10 protein-coding genes and 1 pseudogene are annotated in these 18,215 nt (G+C 46.4%); 1 reads left to right on the top strand and 10 read right to left on the bottom strand.

The window, feature by feature from the left end; translation table 11 throughout:
• Positions 1-26 precede the first annotated feature (26 nt).
• From M3630_RS20720 to M3630_RS20670, 10 genes and pseudogenes are all read right to left on the bottom strand, one after another.
• Positions 27-1,772 (bottom strand): peptide-binding protein, encoded by a 1,746-nt coding sequence (locus M3630_RS20720; RefSeq protein ID WP_173611106.1) that lies wholly within the window; start codon positions 1,770-1,772, stop codon positions 27-29.
• A gap of 204 nt (positions 1,773-1,976) precedes the next feature.
• Positions 1,977-2,681: pseudogene (locus M3630_RS20715) on the bottom strand (beta-eliminating lyase-related protein); the annotation flags it as partial.
• Positions 2,682-2,945: 264 nt separating this feature from the next.
• Positions 2,946-3,845 (bottom strand): GHMP family kinase ATP-binding protein, encoded by a 900-nt coding sequence (locus M3630_RS20710; protein ID WP_251253341.1) that lies wholly within the window; start codon positions 3,843-3,845, stop codon positions 2,946-2,948.
• A gap of 440 nt (positions 3,846-4,285) precedes the next feature.
• Entirely contained in the window at positions 4,286-4,450 is a 165-nt protein-coding gene (locus M3630_RS20705; protein ID WP_251253340.1) for a hypothetical protein, read from the bottom strand.
• 71 nt (positions 4,451-4,521) lie between these two features.
• A complete protein-coding gene (locus tag M3630_RS20700; protein WP_251253339.1) occupies positions 4,522-9,489 on the bottom strand; it encodes an Ig-like domain-containing protein in 4,968 nt (1,655 codons plus the stop codon).
• Between the two features lie 271 nt (positions 9,490-9,760).
• Positions 9,761-10,288: a hypothetical protein gene (locus M3630_RS20695; protein WP_251253338.1), complete on the bottom strand. Its 528-nt coding sequence runs from the start codon at positions 10,286-10,288 to the stop codon at positions 9,761-9,763.
• Positions 10,269-12,056, bottom strand: coding sequence for a sensor histidine kinase (locus M3630_RS20690; protein ID WP_251253337.1), 1,788 nt, complete (start codon positions 12,054-12,056; stop codon positions 10,269-10,271). The genes M3630_RS20695 and M3630_RS20690 overlap by 20 nt, the downstream gene beginning before the upstream one ends.
• A complete protein-coding gene (locus M3630_RS20685) occupies positions 12,053-12,733 on the bottom strand; it encodes a response regulator transcription factor (RefSeq protein WP_251253336.1) in 681 nt (226 codons plus the stop codon). Before M3630_RS20685 ends, M3630_RS20690 begins: the two co-directional genes overlap by 4 nt.
• A 310-nt stretch (positions 12,734-13,043) precedes the next feature.
• The gene (locus tag M3630_RS30985) at positions 13,044-15,614 is read right to left on the bottom strand and encodes a winged helix-turn-helix domain-containing protein (protein ID WP_285861609.1); all 2,571 of its coding nucleotides are present in this window, start codon (positions 15,612-15,614) and stop codon (positions 13,044-13,046) included.
• Between the two features lie 242 nt (positions 15,615-15,856).
• The gene (locus M3630_RS20670; RefSeq protein ID WP_251253335.1) at positions 15,857-16,975 is read right to left on the bottom strand and encodes a hypothetical protein; all 1,119 of its coding nucleotides are present in this window, start codon (positions 16,973-16,975) and stop codon (positions 15,857-15,859) included.
• Between the two features lie 137 nt (positions 16,976-17,112).
• On the opposite strand from M3630_RS20670, the gene M3630_RS20665 reads away from it, so the two are divergent.
• Positions 17,113-18,186, top strand: a complete 1,074-nt coding sequence (locus M3630_RS20665; protein ID WP_251253334.1) for an RDD family protein — start codon at positions 17,113-17,115, stop codon at positions 18,184-18,186.
• Positions 18,187-18,215: the final 29 nt, after the last annotated feature.

The raw sequence follows: 18,215 nt of genomic DNA, 5'->3' as shown, positions 1-18,215 counted from the left end.
CTATTGCTAACCGCTACCAGCCGAGCTTATTTTTTGGTATCGTCGATCCACCAGTTCAGGAAGCCAAAGGTCTCCCCATATGGAATCATGGATACTGGTTTAAACTCATCCTTATACTTGACGCGAGAAGTCATGCCTCGTGGCGTTCCGTACTGATACATGAATACGTATGGCAGATTCGTCGAGATTTCTTTTCCGACTTCTTTATAGATCGCTGCGCGCTCCTCTTGTTTAACCGTGGATACAGCTTTTTCCCAGAGCGCATCCAGTTTCGGATTGTCGTACCAGCCAGCGTTGTTGCCAGGCGGGAATGCCTTTTTCCCGAAAGTAGAAATGCCATCCGGGTCTGGATCAGACAATTGCCATCCGAGTAACAGAACCTGGAATTTACCAGGGTTGGCATACTGATCGACAAGAGCCGAGAAGTCTAATGCCTTTGGCTTCGCTTCAATTCCGACCTCTTTCAGGTTTTGTTGAATAACGACTGCTGCCTGTTCACGACGACTGTTCCCCGAGTTGAAAATGAATTCAAAGGAGAAACGATTGCCGTCTTTGGCAAGAATTCCATCTGCCCCGGCTACCCATCCGTCTTCTTTCAGCAATTGTTTTGCTTTCTCTGCACTATATTCGTAATGGACTGCTGCATCGCCCGGGTCTGCCCATGTACCTGGCAGGAACGGTGCATCCATAATTTTTCCGGTTCCTTTCAAGATATTATCGATAATACCTTGACGATTGATTGCGTGGGCAATGGCCTGACGCGTTTTTTGACCTTCAAACAACCCGTAGTTGTTCGGGAAGTTCTTCTTGTCGAAGTTGAAGGCAAAGTATTCATAGCTAGGACCTGGCTCCGTCGAAATGTTGATCGTTCCTTTCGCCTTCACCGCTTCGAGCTGCGTGACAGGAATGGAATCTACCAAGTCAACGTCGCCTTTCATCAAAGCCTGTACTTGTGTGTTTTGATCCGCATAGATTTTGTACACAACCTTTTGGATATGCGGCTTCTTTTCCCCCCAGTAATCTGGGTTAGCATCTAGCACATGGAATTCCTTTTGTTTCCACTCTGACCATTTGAACGGCCCGGAAGTTGGTGTCTTGGCTGGATCTTTTCCGTAAGAATGTGCTTGCAATTCTTTAAACGGTACGTCTTTCAACACGTGGGCTGGTGCCAACTGCTGCATTAATCCAAAAGCAAATGGAGCGTACAATTGAGTCAATTTGATTTCTACTGTGTAATCATCGAGTTTTTTCATTTCTTTGACTTTATCGTATTTCGTTATTCCTGGTGCGCCTGTCTCAGGAGCTTTGATTGCATTAATGGTATAAATCAAGTCATCAGCCGTGATTGGCGTTCCATCCGACCATTTCGCATTATTTTTCATCTTGATTGTGTAGGTTAAGCCATCTTCGCTTACTTTTGGCAGCTCAGCTGCAAGGGACCAAGGGTAAACCGCTAAATCAAAAGACGGGTTCCGATTGTACAAATACGCTTGGGTGTACTCCATAACGTCGCCGGATGCCGTGTCATTTCCGAAAATCGGATTGATCGTGACGATGTCAGACGTGGTAGAATGCGTGAACGTTCCACCGTCTATTGGTTTCTCATCATCCGTACTGGTCGCCTGAGGAGCTACCTGCTCCACCGGTTTTTTTGCTGGTGCTGGTGTTGTAGTTCCTGGCGAAGCGTTGTTCCCGCTTGAGCAACCGACCAACAGCGCGCCGGTTAAAGAGAGCAACGCCAACGGCTTCAACCAACCTTTCCCTTTTTTCAAATCATTTCCCCCTCTTTCACATGTTTTCAAGCCTTTTCCATAATGGGCAATACATCCCAAGGCCTGTCTTTTTAATATTAAATAATTTTCTGTTATTTGAAAATATTTTCCCTTTAAAAGATTTGAAAAAATCAGATCATTTTATATTCCTTTATAAACCTTAATAATAAATCCCCCTTCCACTGAAGGGGGAGCGAGTCTGCCCTATACTGTTTGGAACTGCAACAGTTCACGTATGATGCTTAGCGCCTTGTCGATATCCGCTGTCTCAATACCGGAATGAGTGACCGCTCGAATTCTGCCGTGACCGAGCTCCGCTACGTGCACCCCATGTGCTTGCGCTGCTTCTATGAAGGTCTGCCACGTATGGACTGGGTGTTCAATCCGGAAGAACACAATATTGGTCTCTACATCTTCCACATGAGTCACGATTCCTGGAATCTCCGCCAGACCACGTGCCAAGCGAAGGGCGTTTTCGTGATCGACTGCCAATCGATCCGTCATTTGCTGCAAGGCAACCAAACCTGGCGCTGCAATAATCCCTGCCTGACGCATACCGCCACCCAGCATTTTGCGCAGACGATACACTTTCTGAATAAAGTCTTCTGTTCCGACGACAAGGGAACCAATCGGTGCTGACAACCCTTTCGACAGACATATTTGCACGGAATCGGCATAACGCGCAATCTCAGCGGCAGGACACGTCCCCCATCCGATTATGCGGGTTTTCCAGGCAGATCAAGGAAGGCAATGCGAATTGTGGATCTTCTGGCTCCAACGGAAATACCCGCTCCATACTTTGGAGCCGCGAGGGCAATGCGCCATTAAGGATGCCAGATTGGCCATCGTTCCACTCGGCATGAGAATGGCAGCCTCTTTGCCCAGCTTGCGGGCCGCTTCAGGATGCAGCATGTTAAACAAGAATAACAGGACGATGGATAAAATCAGCGCAGCTCTCAATAAATGCGAAACGACCATGATCCTCTTTTTATTTCCTCGATCAACAAAAACGCCCACGAACAATCCGAATATGATCATGGAATGGTCCTCCGCTGCCAATAAAACTGACATTAACAAAAGACTTTCCGTCAACACCTTCATTAGCTAAATAAGCGCTAATCGATACACGCCATCTCCCATATTCAAGACAAATTGCGAAAAGATTAAGTAGCGCTACGTATGGTACACGTACACTTCTTTATTCCATTCACTTAACCATCTATACCCCAGTTCCAGCTTTTGGTGGAAGTCAGGTTCTTCTTTCAACAATAAAATACCGAGGCTGGTCCCACTGTGTGCCACAACAGTACCTAACCCTCCCATTTTCTCGTTGATCTCCATCACTTTCGGCAACAGTTTCTTGGGCAGAATTTTTTGATTCAAAATCGCACTTCTGGTCGACACGGCACCTATCGTGTGGACATCCCTTTCTCTGATTGCTTTCGTAATTTTTTCTAGCAAGAGATTGTATTCCTTCTTTTCCTCATGCGTAAACGGTTTTGTTTGCTTGTTAAACTCAACCGTATCGATTGTTCCCCCCTCATCAATGCTGACAATACACAAGGGCGGGAGCTCCCCAATATACTCTCGTAGCTTGACCTCCTTATGGTAGTAAGCAACAGCCCCTTCATACATGACTCCGTCAGTCGGCTCTATCGTCGATAAAAACAACTCCAATAAAGTAGGCTCCATTTTTATATGAAAACAATTTTCTACCGCTCTTGCAGCAGCCACCAAATCGGCTGATGAGCTTGCCATTCCTTTTCCTACTGGGAGTTCCGAATTGATCTCCAATATTCCGCCTGCCGGAAAGCCATAATGCTTGAGTATTTTTTCTACGAGTTTTTTTGATTTTTGCTTGGAACGAGGTACGATGACGATCTCTTGTAAGGCTGGAATCGAATAAAAGGTAGCATAGGATGCATTTTTTATAGGCAACGTCACTAGAAAATCCCGATTATTTTCCCCTAGAATACCCTGCAGAAGCTCCCCAAAAGTACCGTTAGCTGCTCCGATTCCTACGTCTGTTTTTTGAGGAAAATTACGAATGGAACTCGTCTTTATCATGCTCATAGAGGCCCCCCAATTAAATGGATATCGTTTCTGCAGGATATCGGAGTGTTTTCCAGATCATAGCCTGTGGCCATCATCGACTCCAACTCTGGCTGCAAAAGAAAACTGCTCTTTCTGATTTCGAGAGGATTTAAAATTTTCTCACTTACATAATACGATGAAGACGGGATTGTATTTCGGTACATTGCGCATCTATCACTTGCTCTGTATTTGCCTCGGTTATAAGTAGTTGGTTAGGAAAGCGGTACAGATATTAACGATATTATAAAATATCTGAATTTTGCGGTAAATAAACCAATGTAGAGTCGTCTCCACTCGATCGGAAACTATAATTAGGAAATTTATACAGGCAAAAAAAGATAAGACATTTTTTCTCCCTTGTGCTAGGTTCGTTTCACAGCTTACCTAACACCAAAAAAGGAAAAATGTCTCATACATTTCTAGGAAAAGTTATACACACCTACGCCCAACGACACGGCCAACAAAATACCAAAGTACCACTTCGTAAACCGAAGACTGAACCACGAGCCTTCCCACCATAAGATCCCGAAAAAAATTGCCCCAATCAGGATGCTACTTGCAAAAGCAATGAGTGCATTTTCCATCTTTCTTCACCTTTTAAAACAGAATGGAAAAGGGGCTGCCCTCCACGGTAGATCGAACAGCCCCTTTTCATTTACCTGACTGTAATGTGAATTGTAATGGTCTCTCCGCCGTATTCCACTGTAATGGTTGTTTTACCAGCTTCCAGTGCGGTCACGACACCATTTTCTACAGTCGCAATCTCAGGATCTTCCACTGTCCATTCCGCATCTTTGGTGACGATCTCCTCGTATCTATTTTCATAGACCGCATACAGGACGATCTCTCCAGAATTGTCTGCCTTCAAGCGCAGTGAAGAACGGGATACCCGCAAATCCTTCACTTTCTTTTCCTCTACGACGAGCACGCGATTGGTTACTTTTTTACCGCCGTATTTCGCAGTAATGACAGCCTTCCCTTCAGCCAGCGCTGTCACTTTTCCCTCTTTTGTTACTTCGATGACCTCATCGTCGCTAGAGGACCAAGTCGCTTTCTCTGTCACCTCTTCCGTGTTCTTGTCATTGAAAACGGCTGTCAGCGTTAGCTGCTTCTCCTCATCGATCTCCAGCACCAAATCCTTGAAGGAAGTCGTCAACGAACGAATCGTTTTCTTAGAAACCGTCACCGGTATCTCCAGTTCCTCGCCCATATAGCGAACGGTAACGATGACTTCTCCCTCTTCTTTGCCTGCCGTAATGCGACCCTGCTTGACGGTAACCAACCCGTTTTCCGTGTCGTATTCAACATTTTTGTCTCTCGTGATATCCTTGCGTTTTTTGCCTTCTACCTTATAAACTCGTAAGGTTGTGGTTACTCTCGGCTTCATCCAGAAGGACGGTTCGTTTGTTTCCAACTGGAAGGTAGGTATTCCCTTAACGGTGACCTCCACCGAATCGGTTTTGTTCCCGTCCACGGTCGTCACTGTAATCGTCGCAGTTCCAGGAGCTACAGCCTTGATCTTGCCTTCCTCATTTACCTCGACGATCTCAGAGTCGCTGCTTTCCCACTTGACTCGTTTGTTGGTAGCATTTGTTGGTTTTACAGTAGCTCGAAGGCTTTCTGTATCACCCACACGCAGCGTTAACTCCTCTTCCTCCAGCTCAACTCCGATGACCGGCTCTCCTGTTGGCGGATTTGGCACATTATTTACGTATAGCTCAATGGAATCATCCAGTTCGACGGTGTTTCCTGCCTGGTCGCGAAGCTGGATCAAAACTTTTTTCATCCCATTGCCATACGTTAAGCTCCACGGTACTGTTTCCGTCACTTTTTCCCAGCTGCTCCACTTGCCTTGGTCATTGGAGATACGCATCTCGACATCTCCCAAATTATCCGAAGCAGTAACATGCAGTCTCACACTGGTGGAGTACGTTAGACGATCATCATTGTTGATGACGAAGGTTCCTGTCGGTGCGGTTTTATCCAAAGTAAACGTGATCTTGGTTTCGTTTCCAGAAGCATCGAGGACCCGCAGTTCATGCTTGCCTTCACTTGTTACCCGGTCGCCACTTGCAAACCGAGCACCGTTCAACGTCGCGGTTCCTTCGTTGAATGTGATTGTCACGTCATCTTTGTAAATGCCTTTGTCCTCAACTCCAGAAACAACGGGCGCATCTGCATCCAGCTCAATCGTATCGGACACGGTTGTGATGTGCCCTGCCCTGTCTGCGATCTGCATTTCGACCGTCTTGGTTCCATCACCGGACTTCAGCTGCCATGCTTTGGTCGCAGTTACTGCCTCCCAATCGCTCCAGTCGTTGTCACCATTGGCAAAGCGGATTTGTACATCACTCGTACTGTCGTTTGCTGTGATGGTGAGCGTAACATCACGAGACTTGGTGGAATTGTCTTCGTTATTGATCGCGATGGATCCAGTCGGCGCCACCACATCGAGTTCAATCGTATCACTTAGCTTTGTGACATTCCCCGCTTTGTCCCTCAGCTTGACATAGACCGTTTTGGTGCCGTTTGTACTGCCATCAGCCAGCTTCCATGCTTTTGACTCCGCGAAACGCTCCCACGTACCCGAATTGTCATCGGCGTTAGCGATCGCCATTTCGATGTCGTCTGGATTTCCCGACGCATTGAGTTGCAGTGTAACGTCTTCTGTTTTCGCAAATTCGGCTCCGTTATCAATGCTGAGCGTTCCAGCCGGTGGTGTTTTATCCAGCGTGAAACGAATCGTCGTGCGATTTTGCGCATCATCTGTGACGACCAACTCATACGATCCTTCCGCAGTGACGACCGAACCGCTCGTAAACGGATTGCCGTTCAGTAATGCTGTTCCCTCGCTGAAGGTAATCGTTACGTCGCTCGCATAGACACCGTCCTGGGCGACTCCTGTGACGACTGGTCCAGTGGAATCCAGCGTGATTTGCTTTTGAAGGGCCACTTGGTTTCCTGCCGGATCTCTCAGCTCGAGATAGACCGTTTTGGTTCCATCACCACCGCTCAGTTCCCATGGAACGTCGCCTTTTGTCGGCGCTGTTTTCCAATCGCTCCAAGTCAGGTTGTCATTCGACAAGCGCATTTCCACACCATGAGTATCAGCCGACTCCACACTCAACGTAACCTTGCTCGTGTTGGTATACGATTGACCTTGATTGATCTCAAAAGCCCCCGTAGGGCTGGTCATATCGAGTGTGATCTCATCGGTAAAGCTGGCTATATTCCCTGCTTTGTCCTTTACTTCCATGGAAACCGACTTGGTTCCGTCCCCCGTCAGCAAGTTCCACGCCTTTGTTGTGGTCAGCGTTTCCCAAGCAGTCCAATTGGCTGGATCGCTCGGATCATGGGAAAAGCGCATCTGTAGTTCATTGCTGAAATCGGTAACGTCAATTTGTAATGTAGTCGCAAGTGTATTGGTATAATTGGCGTCCCCATTGATCTTGAGACTACCTAACGGCTTCGTCTGATCGATGGAAAACTGAAGCGTAGTCACATTGCCCGCTTCGTCTGTGACAGTCAGCGTATAGGCACCATCATCATTGACGGTTTCTCCGTCAGCAATGACCTTCCCATTCAAGGTTGCTGTGCCTTCGTTGAAGTTGATCTTGACACTCTGATTGTACAGCTTGTTATTCTCTACACCGGTTACAGAAGGTGCGACTGTGTCGAGCGTAATGTTAGCTTGCATATCCTTCGTGTTGCCAGCTTCGTCGACCAACTGCACATAGACCGTTTTCGGTCCATCTCCATTTGTCAGTCTCCAAGCCTTGTTTGTAGCAACAGGTTCTGGCGTACTCCAGGTGATGTTATCGTTGGAAAACTTCATTTTCACTGTGCTTGTTGCGTCAGTAGCAGTGATTTGCAAAGTGACATCCTGGGAATTCGCATGAGAGGCTCCATTATTAATGGAAAGACTTCCGGCAGGTGGCGTTTTATCCAGGATAAAATTCAGTGTAGTCGTATTACCTGCCATATCCGTTACTACCAGCGTGTACTTATCCTCTGCACTCAACTTCGTGCCACTGGTAAAAGGAATGCCATTCAATGTCGCTGTGCCTTCATTGAAAACAGGCGTGACATCGGACTTATAAACGCCGCCATTCGCAACCCCCGTCACAACAGGTGGCGTTTTGTCCAACACGATGGTATCAGATGTATAATACAAATTCCCTGCACCATCACGGAACTTCGCATAGACTGTTTTTTGTCCGTCTCCACTAGCCAAGTTCCATTCCAGCTTGTTGTTGGCCGGGACAGGCATCCAACTGCCTGTAAAGCTGTTATCATTCGACAGCATCAGTTCTACCGGGCCATTCGCATCACTTCCCTGAATGGTAAGCTCTACCTTTTCTGATGAAGTGGCTACGTTCCCGTTATTGATCTCAATGGTTCCTGTCGGTGGTGTTATATCCAGCAAAATGCTATCCTGCGCTTGCAGGACAGTTCCCGTTCCGTCACGCAGCTCCATGAAGACCGTTTTGGCCCCTTCTCCTGTCTGGAAGCTCCATGTAACAGACGTCTCAAATGTTTTCCATTCGCTCCAAGGACCACCTTCTACGTTCGCCAAACGGTACTCGGGCTTGGCCGCGTCGGGATCATCATGGGTCATGGTGAGCGTTACATTTGATGAATTCGTAACGGCAGCACCGCCATTGATGGTAACCGTCGCTGTCGTAGGTGGTTCATTTACGTCGACCACCTGGATAGTTATCACCTTGGTGAATATATTGCCAGCCGAGTCTGTTGCAGTGATCGGTACAGCGTAAGTCGACTTCGTTTCAAAATCAAACTTCTCCGTCGCCTTCAGTTGATCTCCCTCAACTGTAAATGGAACCGTAGGGTTTTGAATACTGAACGCAACGGTGTCTCCTTGATCAGGATCTTCTGCCAAAAGCGTACCAACTACCGCTCCTATTTGATTGTTCTCGGGAATCGAATTGGACGATAAGAGGATATCGGTTGGTGGAGTGTTAGGAACATAAGTGATTTCTAGCTGAGAAGCATAGCTGAAATTTCTTTTGTCGTAAAAAATGATTTGTGGCTGATACAACAGAGGAACAGGTGGCGCTGTTTGTCTACCTCTTAAAACAAAGGTAGCTTTTTTGTCTACAATATTGGTCTTGACAAAGCTGGTTACATCAAACGATTTCCACCCTGTGAAATTAGTAGGAATAAACTCATTTGTTATGATTCTTTCATGAAACGAGGGCAGCACAGCCGCAGAATCATCGTTCCAGCTGTCATCAAACGAGCCCCATAGATCAATGAAAGGCATATCTCCGCCTGTTGCTTCTACCTTATGCACATAAATTTTCAGGGCAGCAGACTCGATTTTCCTCTCACTTTTCACGCCGCTCAGGTCAAAACGCAGGGCAGCATTCGCAGCTCCATAATCCCCAGCATTGTCTCGCGCATACCCGACGATCAGCGTATTCGGAACACCCTGATAATCCAGGCCGTCAGGATAGGCACCAGACGCATCCACGAACTTGTCTGCCTCTACTCTAATCACATCTGGAAGATCGGCTGCTTTCACTTTTTCTTGAAGAAACGCAGGTTGAACGATTGCAAACAACAAAGTGAATACCAACAAACGAGCGATTATTCTTTTCATGAATAACGTTGTCCTCCTTTCTTCTTCATTTCAACTCCCCCTACTGTCGACACACTCCCCCAGCAAAACATCTAGGTGAAACAAAAATATGTTAACAACAGTCTTTTGCAAAAAATACTAACTAAAGTTATGTCTTTTCGTGATTGTTTTCTTCCCAATCGAAACAACCAGTCGCCGGTTGAATTCCGACGACTGGCTGCTTAAACTTTGTAAGGTATTTTGATCCCTGTCCTATAAACAGGTGGTCAGTCCCGTTCCCATTGATCGGGCGTTATTTAAGGGTTAGCTCCTTCTCCCATGTCTTTTCATTGCCTTGCTCATTTTTAAAGACCAAGATCAATTTCCCCTTTTCCCCCTTCAACTCATCTTTGTAGTAGAAACTGGATAACGGCATGCTACCACCGATGACAAAGCGATTCTCACCAGGGTTACCTTCCGTGTCGTTTTTGATCGCTTGCTCTGTCGTGGTTACGATGTCAGCTTTCTCAGACTTCCACTGCATGCTAGCTAATGAATAGCCGGCAGGTCGCTGTTCGATAAAGAAATCGAAGCTATTCCCCTCGATGGGTTTCGGTTCCTGGTCGACCACGACGAGAATTTCTTTTTCCTGCTGTTCTTCGGCCATGTCTTGTGCAACGTTCTCCGGTTGTTTCTCCTTGTTTTCTTTGTTTTCCTGAGGAACTTGCGGCGGTACTTGACCAGTCGATTCTGAAGGAAGCGGTGTGCCACAAGCACTAGTAACGAGTGATAGAACCAATACAGCCAGTAAGCTTTTCATTTTATTCTTTTTCAAATTCATTGTCATTTCCACCTTTGTTTTCATTTTCAATCAACGTGAAGGAAAAAGCGACTCCATTCACGGTATTTTCTGCACCATAATCACTGTCATGCAGATCGAGGATATGTTTACAGATCGCCAATCCGAGACCCGTGCCGCCAGATTTCCGCCAGCGAGAGCTATCTACTCGATAAAATTGCTCCCATATCCGCGTTAGTTGATCGTCTGGGATGTGCGCTCCTTCATTTTCAATTCGAAACCGGATGCACTCCCGCTCGCGGGCCCCGGTAATCCGAATCTCACTTGATGGATTGGCGTGCCTGACTGCATTGCCGAGCAAATTCACGATCACTTGCTCGATACGTCTTGGATCTGCCCATACGTTGATCTCTTCTTCAGGTAAGGCGAGCGATAGTCGTACCTGCTTGTTTGCCAGCTGTAGTTGAAAGGAAGCGGCTACGCGATCTACGATTTCCGATATAGGAAACGATTGTCTACGAAGCAAAATGGCTTTGGCTTCGAATTTGGACAACTCCAGCATATCCATGATGAGTTCGTTCATCTTGTCGACTTCGCTTAAAATGACGTCCATGTATCGCTCCCGCTTTTCATGTGCGACATCATCTTTTAACCCTTCCGCAAAGCCCTTCACAATGCCAAGGGGGGTCTTCAGTTCATGAGAGATGTTTGCAATCAATTCTTTGCGAAGCTGCTCCATTTTTTCCTTATGCTCAAGATCCTCGCGAAGAGTGACATTGGCACTCTTCAGGTCTTTTAATGTCTGATCCAGCTTGCCAGCTAACGTATTCAGATGGCGAGAGAGCTCACCGAATTCATCCTGAGAATGAATCGAAGCAAGTTCTGTGAAGTCCAGATTAGCCATGCGTGAAGCGGAATGACTCAGCATAACTAATGGTTTCGTGATGATCTTCGAAAAGACAAAGGACAGCAGCAGTAAGATGACGAGGATGACTGGCGTCGCGTATAGGGAATAGCTGGTCAGCATACTTACCGCATCGCTCACTGGTTGCAACGTCGTCACCGCCAGTATGTAATTCGCCCCGCCCAGATAGGAGAATCGATGAATCACGATGGCATAGTTTACACCACTCCACGGATCAGTCCACTTCCGCTGGATGAATGATCCGCTTTTCATCTGTGTAATCTCGTCGTGTTGCTCCGTCAGCCATGGGCCGATTTGATCCGCTACGAGAGAATCCTGATAAAAAGGGTTATGTGCCCGCTGCTGACTAGGCAGCATGAGTTCAGAAATAACAGCCGTAACCCGGGTCAGTCCATTTTCGGGCACATTTGTGGATGGACTTTGCCTTGCAATCCGTATCGGCTTCATGATCGTATTGTTCTCATCCATGTAGATTCCGTCGATGGTAATCGTGTCTCCAACATGGAGTCCTTCAGGGAGATCGGTTCTTTCCATTTCTTTTAGCGGTAAGGTAATCGCTTGATTTTTATTTGCTGCTTTTATTTCCAGAAAATAGGGAGTGAGATTCAATTGCCCGAGCTGCTCATCTACGATCGCGATGCTGGCATCTGTGCGATTCATCAATGTACCCACCAGCTTATCCAGCTTGTGCTTGTCGGGAGGGAGTTTGGCGTACTCATCTGGGAAAGATGCCATTGCTTGCGAGAGCTCGCTTACTTTCGCATGTAAATAAAAGCGTTCAAAGAAAAACTTTTCCCCTATCAATATCAAAGCGTAGAGCAAAAAGACAAAAACAAAAGTGGCGGCAAATAATTTTGTCACAACGTTTAGTCGAACTCGTCTCATCGCTTTGCCTCAAACTTATATCCAAAACGGATCATCGTCTGAATCAGATGCTGCTCTGTGTCCAGCTTGGCACGCAGTTTTTTCACGTGGGTATCAACGGTGCGATGGTCGCCAAAGTAGTCCATCCCCCAAACCCCATCCAATATGCTATCTCGGGACAAGACCGTCCCTTCATGCTTGATGAAGAACAGAAGCAACTCGTACTCTTTTGGTGTCAATGAAATCGGGACGCCTGCAACCATAACGGTGTGAGCTCGTTTGTTTACTGTCAATGCTCCAAACTGAGCGATATCATCTCCCCTCCCGATGCTCCCCTCTGCTCTTTTCATCAGAGCTTTGGCACGGGCCACTAATACTTTTGGGCTAAACGGTTTGGTGACATATTCGTCTGCGCCAAGCTCAAAACCCATCAACTGGTCATCGTCGTCTACTCTTGCTGTAATGATCATGATGGGAATGTCGGATTGTTGGCGGATTTTTCTGCACACCGACCAGCCATCCATCTCGGGCATCATGATATCTAACACAACTAAATCGACAGAGTGCAGCGCGAAAAGCTCCATCGCCATTTTACCGTGCTGCGCTTCGTACACTTCCCAAGCTTCTTTTTTAAAATAATCCGATACAAATTCACGTATGAGCTCGTCGTCCTCTACGAGTAACACTTTCCGTTTCATTTCCGCTCTCCTTACTCGTGGTTGTGCATTTATTGCATAGATTACCAATTTATCGTGAAATTTACGAATCCGTTTCTCACCGTCACCATTCCATGACCGCCAACCTTGGTTTTACAAGATGAGTATAGATGGCTGATGTGACCGTTGTGTGTACATGAGATGGATTTCCAAAGAAAACAAATAACTTAGGCCACTGAAAACATACAAAACGAGCCTTAGAATCGATTCTATAGACTCGTTTTTCTTTCGTTATTTTGTTGATCTTGAAAGAGTGGACTTTTCCAGTGGCCTCCGTATCGGCGGGGGGATTCTAATGGTCGAGCTCACTTTCTCTTAATCTGACGATTGCTTGTGCACGATTTTTTACCTGGAGCTTGCTAAAAATCTGATGCACATGCCCTTTTACCGTCCCTAGTGTGAGATGCAGCTTGTCCGCAATCTCCGAGTTGGACAACCCTTCACCAATTAGTGCCAGTACTTCCGATTCTCTTTCCGTCAATTTTTCCAAGGAAGGGGATACCCGGATTTGAATATCAAGCGTAGGAAATTCCTTCTCCACGCTTTTGAGCAGCATCGAAAGATAAACCATCTCTTGCTTGGATACGTTTTTGCTTTTATAGAGCGAATAAAGCATTTTGGCAACACCGGGACCCTCATCCAAAAAAGTGCGGACATAGCCTTCTGGCGCGGCTAACGTCACCGCCATGCGCATACACTCTATCGCTTCATGCTGCTGTTTTTGGATCATGTAAGCTTGACTGAGGAGAAGAAAGGCTTCAATCCGACTCCCGAGCCGATCCTTTATTTCCGCCTCGTGCTTTAAGCTGGTTAGCAGCATGATGGCTGCACTGTCGTTTTTTAAATAGATGTATACCCGGGCCAACGTCATTCTCTCAAATTCATGCCGGGAAGCGATAATATCTACATTCATTTTGGTATAGGGCTCGGCCCATTTTTCTATTTCTTCCCGTCGATTTTCTTCGATCCATAATCGGACGCGGAACGTTTCTACAAAAGCCATCCAATGAGGAGGCGCATCATGCTGGCGGCATAGCGAAGTGATTTCCTCCATGGCTAGCCACATCTCCTGGCTACGATGCTCTGCTTTTCTCCATCGAGCCAAAGTCAGATAAACCGGGACCAATACACCAAAGTTCAAAGAGATTGTGCCTAATTGTATCGCACGCGGTACGAAATATTTCAGCTGCTCAAAATCATTTTGCTCATAATAAAGCTCACCCAAAACAATAGAACCATAGGCCAATATACCAAGACCACTGTGCTTCCAGATGGCCCTTAGTTTTGGATAGTATTCATTCACGTTGGACAAATACCCGCTCAAGGCCACACGACTGCGCAGGACGTATGGCTCATCCGAATTCAGTTCAATGCCGACGATGAAGTAGCGGCTGAATTTGGGCTTCATGTGAACCGATTCTTCCATATATTTGAGGGAAAGGTCTACATTTCCCCGCATCACTTCGATGTAACCCCGAAGCACACACATTTCTACTCTACAGTCGTCATAGCTCCCATGATTGATCCGTGTTGCTTCGTCAGCCAATTGAAGGAGGATTTCCGCCTGATCAATTTCATTGGACACAGCATGCAGCCAGGCAAAAGCAATGCACAGCTCGGGGTTGCTTTCCAGCCAGGACGCATCAAAGTATTTCATCCATCTGCGCAGTGTAATATTTTCGTACTGTTTCAACATCCACGGTGCATGTGTGACGATCAAACGGCTCGCCCGGTTCCAATCTTTTCCGAGAAACGCATGCTCGGTCGCCTCCATGATCCACCCGTGACTTTCAAACCAACAGCTTGCAGAGATATGTAGGGCAGGAAGCAGTTCGTTATATGTTTTCCTTACGTGGGAAAGCAGAAGTTCTGCGAACAAATGGTGATAACGATACCACTCATTTACGCCATCAAGTGCGATAACAAATGAATTCGTCCTCTCCAGCATACGAAGGATGTCGTGAGCGTCCGGCTCTCCGGTAACGGCTGCACATAGATCTCCTGTCAGACGCGGCAGTATGGACGTTTTCAACAAAAACATCTGCACCTTTTCTGGAAGTCGTTTCAATACTTCTTCCGTCAAATAGTCCCCGACATACTTGTCATTACCGGAAAATTGATGAATGACCTTTGATGCTTCGGGCTTTCCTTGCATAGACAAGGCTGCTAACTGCAAACCGGCCACCCATCCCTCCGTTCGTTTGCTCAGCAAGCCAATGGCTTGTTCTGACAAACTCAGACCCAGTTGCTCGCGGAATAAGCGCCGGCACTCCTCCTCATTGAACCGAAGAGTGTCTGAGCCCAGTTGCTTCAACTGTTTCCGAACACGTAGACGGTGTAGGGCAAAAGGAGGTTCCTCCCGCGTAATCAGGACGACATGCATATACAAGGAAGCATGCTGGATCAGTGTCTGCAATCCTTCATGGATGGAAGGCTCCTTTATGAGGTGGTAATCGTCCAATACCAGATAAAAGTCACGATCAAACCCCGCAATTTCCTCGAGCAGCACAGACATCAACTGCTCAGCAGAAGCCGTGTACTGTGGGTGAAGCACCGAGGAAGATTCTTTGCCCGAGCCTTCCTCTGCCATATCAATTGCTCTGGCAAAATATCGCCAAAAGCGCACGGGATCATTATCTGATTCATCCAGGGAGATCCAACCGGTCGGTTTGCCGGAATTTTGCGTCCATTGACTGACTGCTGTCGTTTTACCGAAGCCGGCTGGTGCGCACACGAGAATCAATCTTGCGGCGCCCGCTTCATCGATTTCTTTCAATATCTGACGCCGAAGTAACAAGTCCGAACCATACTTCGGAACATGAAGTTTGGTTGCAATAAGTGGACTGTACGTTAATAAATCCATACGCATCTCCTGCCTAGAAGTAAAATGACATTCATGAAGGAAACATGGAAAGTAGCCTTTCTATCGATGACCGGAAGCGCGATGAGGTTGGCTAACGGGGGAAAAAGAGATCATATTATGATAGGAAATATTGCTCAGATTAAAGATACAGCAAAGTGATCCCTGCGTGGGTATTTTTTTTATGAACGTTGCATCCAAACAGAGAAAAACCCAACTATCGCAGATGTCGGGTTTCCTTTGCGTCATCTAATCATTCTGTTGATTCGTCTGGCTTCTATCGCGACTTTTTTACTGTACAACCTTTTATCCTGTTTGAGTTGCAGCACCTTGGCACACTGGTGCGCCTTTCTCAAAACATTACTGCTGTAATTGTTTGTCGATTTCAACATCTGATCAGCCCAGCGGTACGCTTCTCTAGCCAAAGTCTCGTTACTATCCTTTGCCTTCAAGCTGATATCCAACAAGGTTTCGCTCAAGCTTCTGCCCAAACCGGCACTCCTCCAGGAAGAAAAGAGTTTGAGCTCTGGTTCGCACTGCTTGACGCTCGCAAAAGCCTGGACCCAATCCTGCTTGAGCAAATGAATTTCGGCCATTTTTAGCCAAAGGAATACCTTGTTAAACGAATCTTTCTGTTCCGGGAGATCTTGTATGAGATAGTGAAGTGCCTTGTCGTACTCTTCCAATTGTTTTGCCTGATGATACAGCAGAGAATAACTCTTTTTGTCAGAGCCGAGCTGCTCCTCTAGCTTCTCCAGTAATTTTCTGGCTTCTGCCATGTTACCGAAATCGCATGCTCTGTCCATTAATGTAATCAAGGACTCATCCTCGAGATTGGCTGGGTAATTCCTCGCCTTGGATTGAAACCATCGCTCCATATGTTCAGGCGTATACATCGTTGCCAGCTCCTCTCTCTTATCCTGAAAGAAAGAGCTGGTTCGGCACAGATCGTTCTCTTCGATATACGCGATCGCCTCTTCAATCCCCGCCGAAATGATATACTCGGTATCAAAACCATAGTAGGTATCAAAATTGCTTAATTTTGCCCGTTCAAAAAGTGGGATATGGGTAACATCCTTGCATTTCGCCAACAAATAAGCCACGATGTCCATCGATTCATAAAATCCCTGATACGGATGAGACTTATGCATCTCAATCTCTTGGCTCATCAAATAGTACAGGAGCTCCTTGTCTGCTTCCGTCACAGTCTGATCGTATTGAAGCTGAACGATCAAGGCGTATCTTTTCAGCCCGTTTTTGTCATAACCGTATGCATCCTTACATTTGCTGTATGCAAAAGAGCCCCAGAGGTCTTTGGAATGTTTGATCAATGGCAATTGCTCGGGTATTTGGTTGATTTCCATATGCGATTCTCCTCTCCCTGGAATGGGATAGCCACACCTTGCTCATCTTTTTCCATTCTAACCGTCAACAATTGACAATACAATTTTCAAAATGGTTAAATGTAACATGTTTACATTTCTTCAGGAGGTGCACAAAATTGGAGCAACAACCACCATCATCATCGGTACCGACAGAGTTTTCTCCTCTCGCCCAGCAAGAGCCACCAAAAAACATGGGAGATTTATCGAAATCGTATGACAGGGCGACGATTTTTTTTACGAGATGGGGAGCCCATGTTCTTGATTATATTCTTCTCGCTTGTTTTCTAACCGGCTTTCTCTCGCTTGGGGTTTCCATCACCAAAGACGCCAACAGTCTCTATTTCTTCATCCTAGCCGCCATTATCCTATGTTCTTATTATGTACTGTTAGAAGGACTTACCGGATATACGATCGGAAAATTTACGTTCCGCATCATTGCTGTCAATGAGGAAGGACGGCCACCGGGGTTATGGAAATCATTTATCCGTTCCCTCATTCGTCTATTCGAAGCAAATGTATTTCTTCTAGGCGGGTTGCCGGCCGGTATCTGTGTGTTGGCTTCCGACAAAAGACAACGGTTAGGCGATCTGGCAGCGAATACATACGTCGTGAAAGTGAAGGATCTGAACAACGTCAGCAAAAAGCAAACAACCGTACTCGCTGTTGTCTTTTCCATCGTAGCCGTTTTATCCATCATTGGCATGATTTTTGGGATAATCAGTCTCGCTTCAAGAACGCCTTCCGAAGAAATTTTCTTTAGCAAGGATAAAAAGTTTCAAATAACAGCCCCTTCGGATTGGAGCAAGGATTCCACCCTTCACGATGAAGCAGATATAGAAATCTCCAATCGTTTTAGCGAAAAGTATGTATTGGTCCTGTCAGAATCGAAACAGGATCTAGATAGTTCATTCACGCTTCAAGATTATGCCCAAGCCATTGAAGCGAACCTTCAAGAGGCAGTAGAAAATGTATCCATTGATAAACAGATTCGTACGGTAGTCGACAATCAGGTGGCCACCCAATTCAATGCCAAAGGCGAAGTAGACGGCATTAAGGTCGCTTATATTGTGACATTGGTCGAAACGCCTACGCATTTTCATCAAATCATGGCTTGGACAGAAGAAAAAAGGTTCGAGTCCCTCAAGCAAGAACTGCAAAAGGTCAGTGCAAGTTTTCGCGAGGTAAAATAGCGACAGAACACAGAAGCCACCTTCATCAG

It is taken from the genome of Brevibacillus sp. MER 51 (assembly GCF_023714195.1).
Taxonomy (GTDB): Bacteria; Bacillota; Bacilli; order Brevibacillales; family Brevibacillaceae; genus Brevibacillus.
The sequence above is the reverse complement of the archived record's forward strand: the minus strand, read 5'-3'. Positions and strand labels throughout refer to the sequence as shown.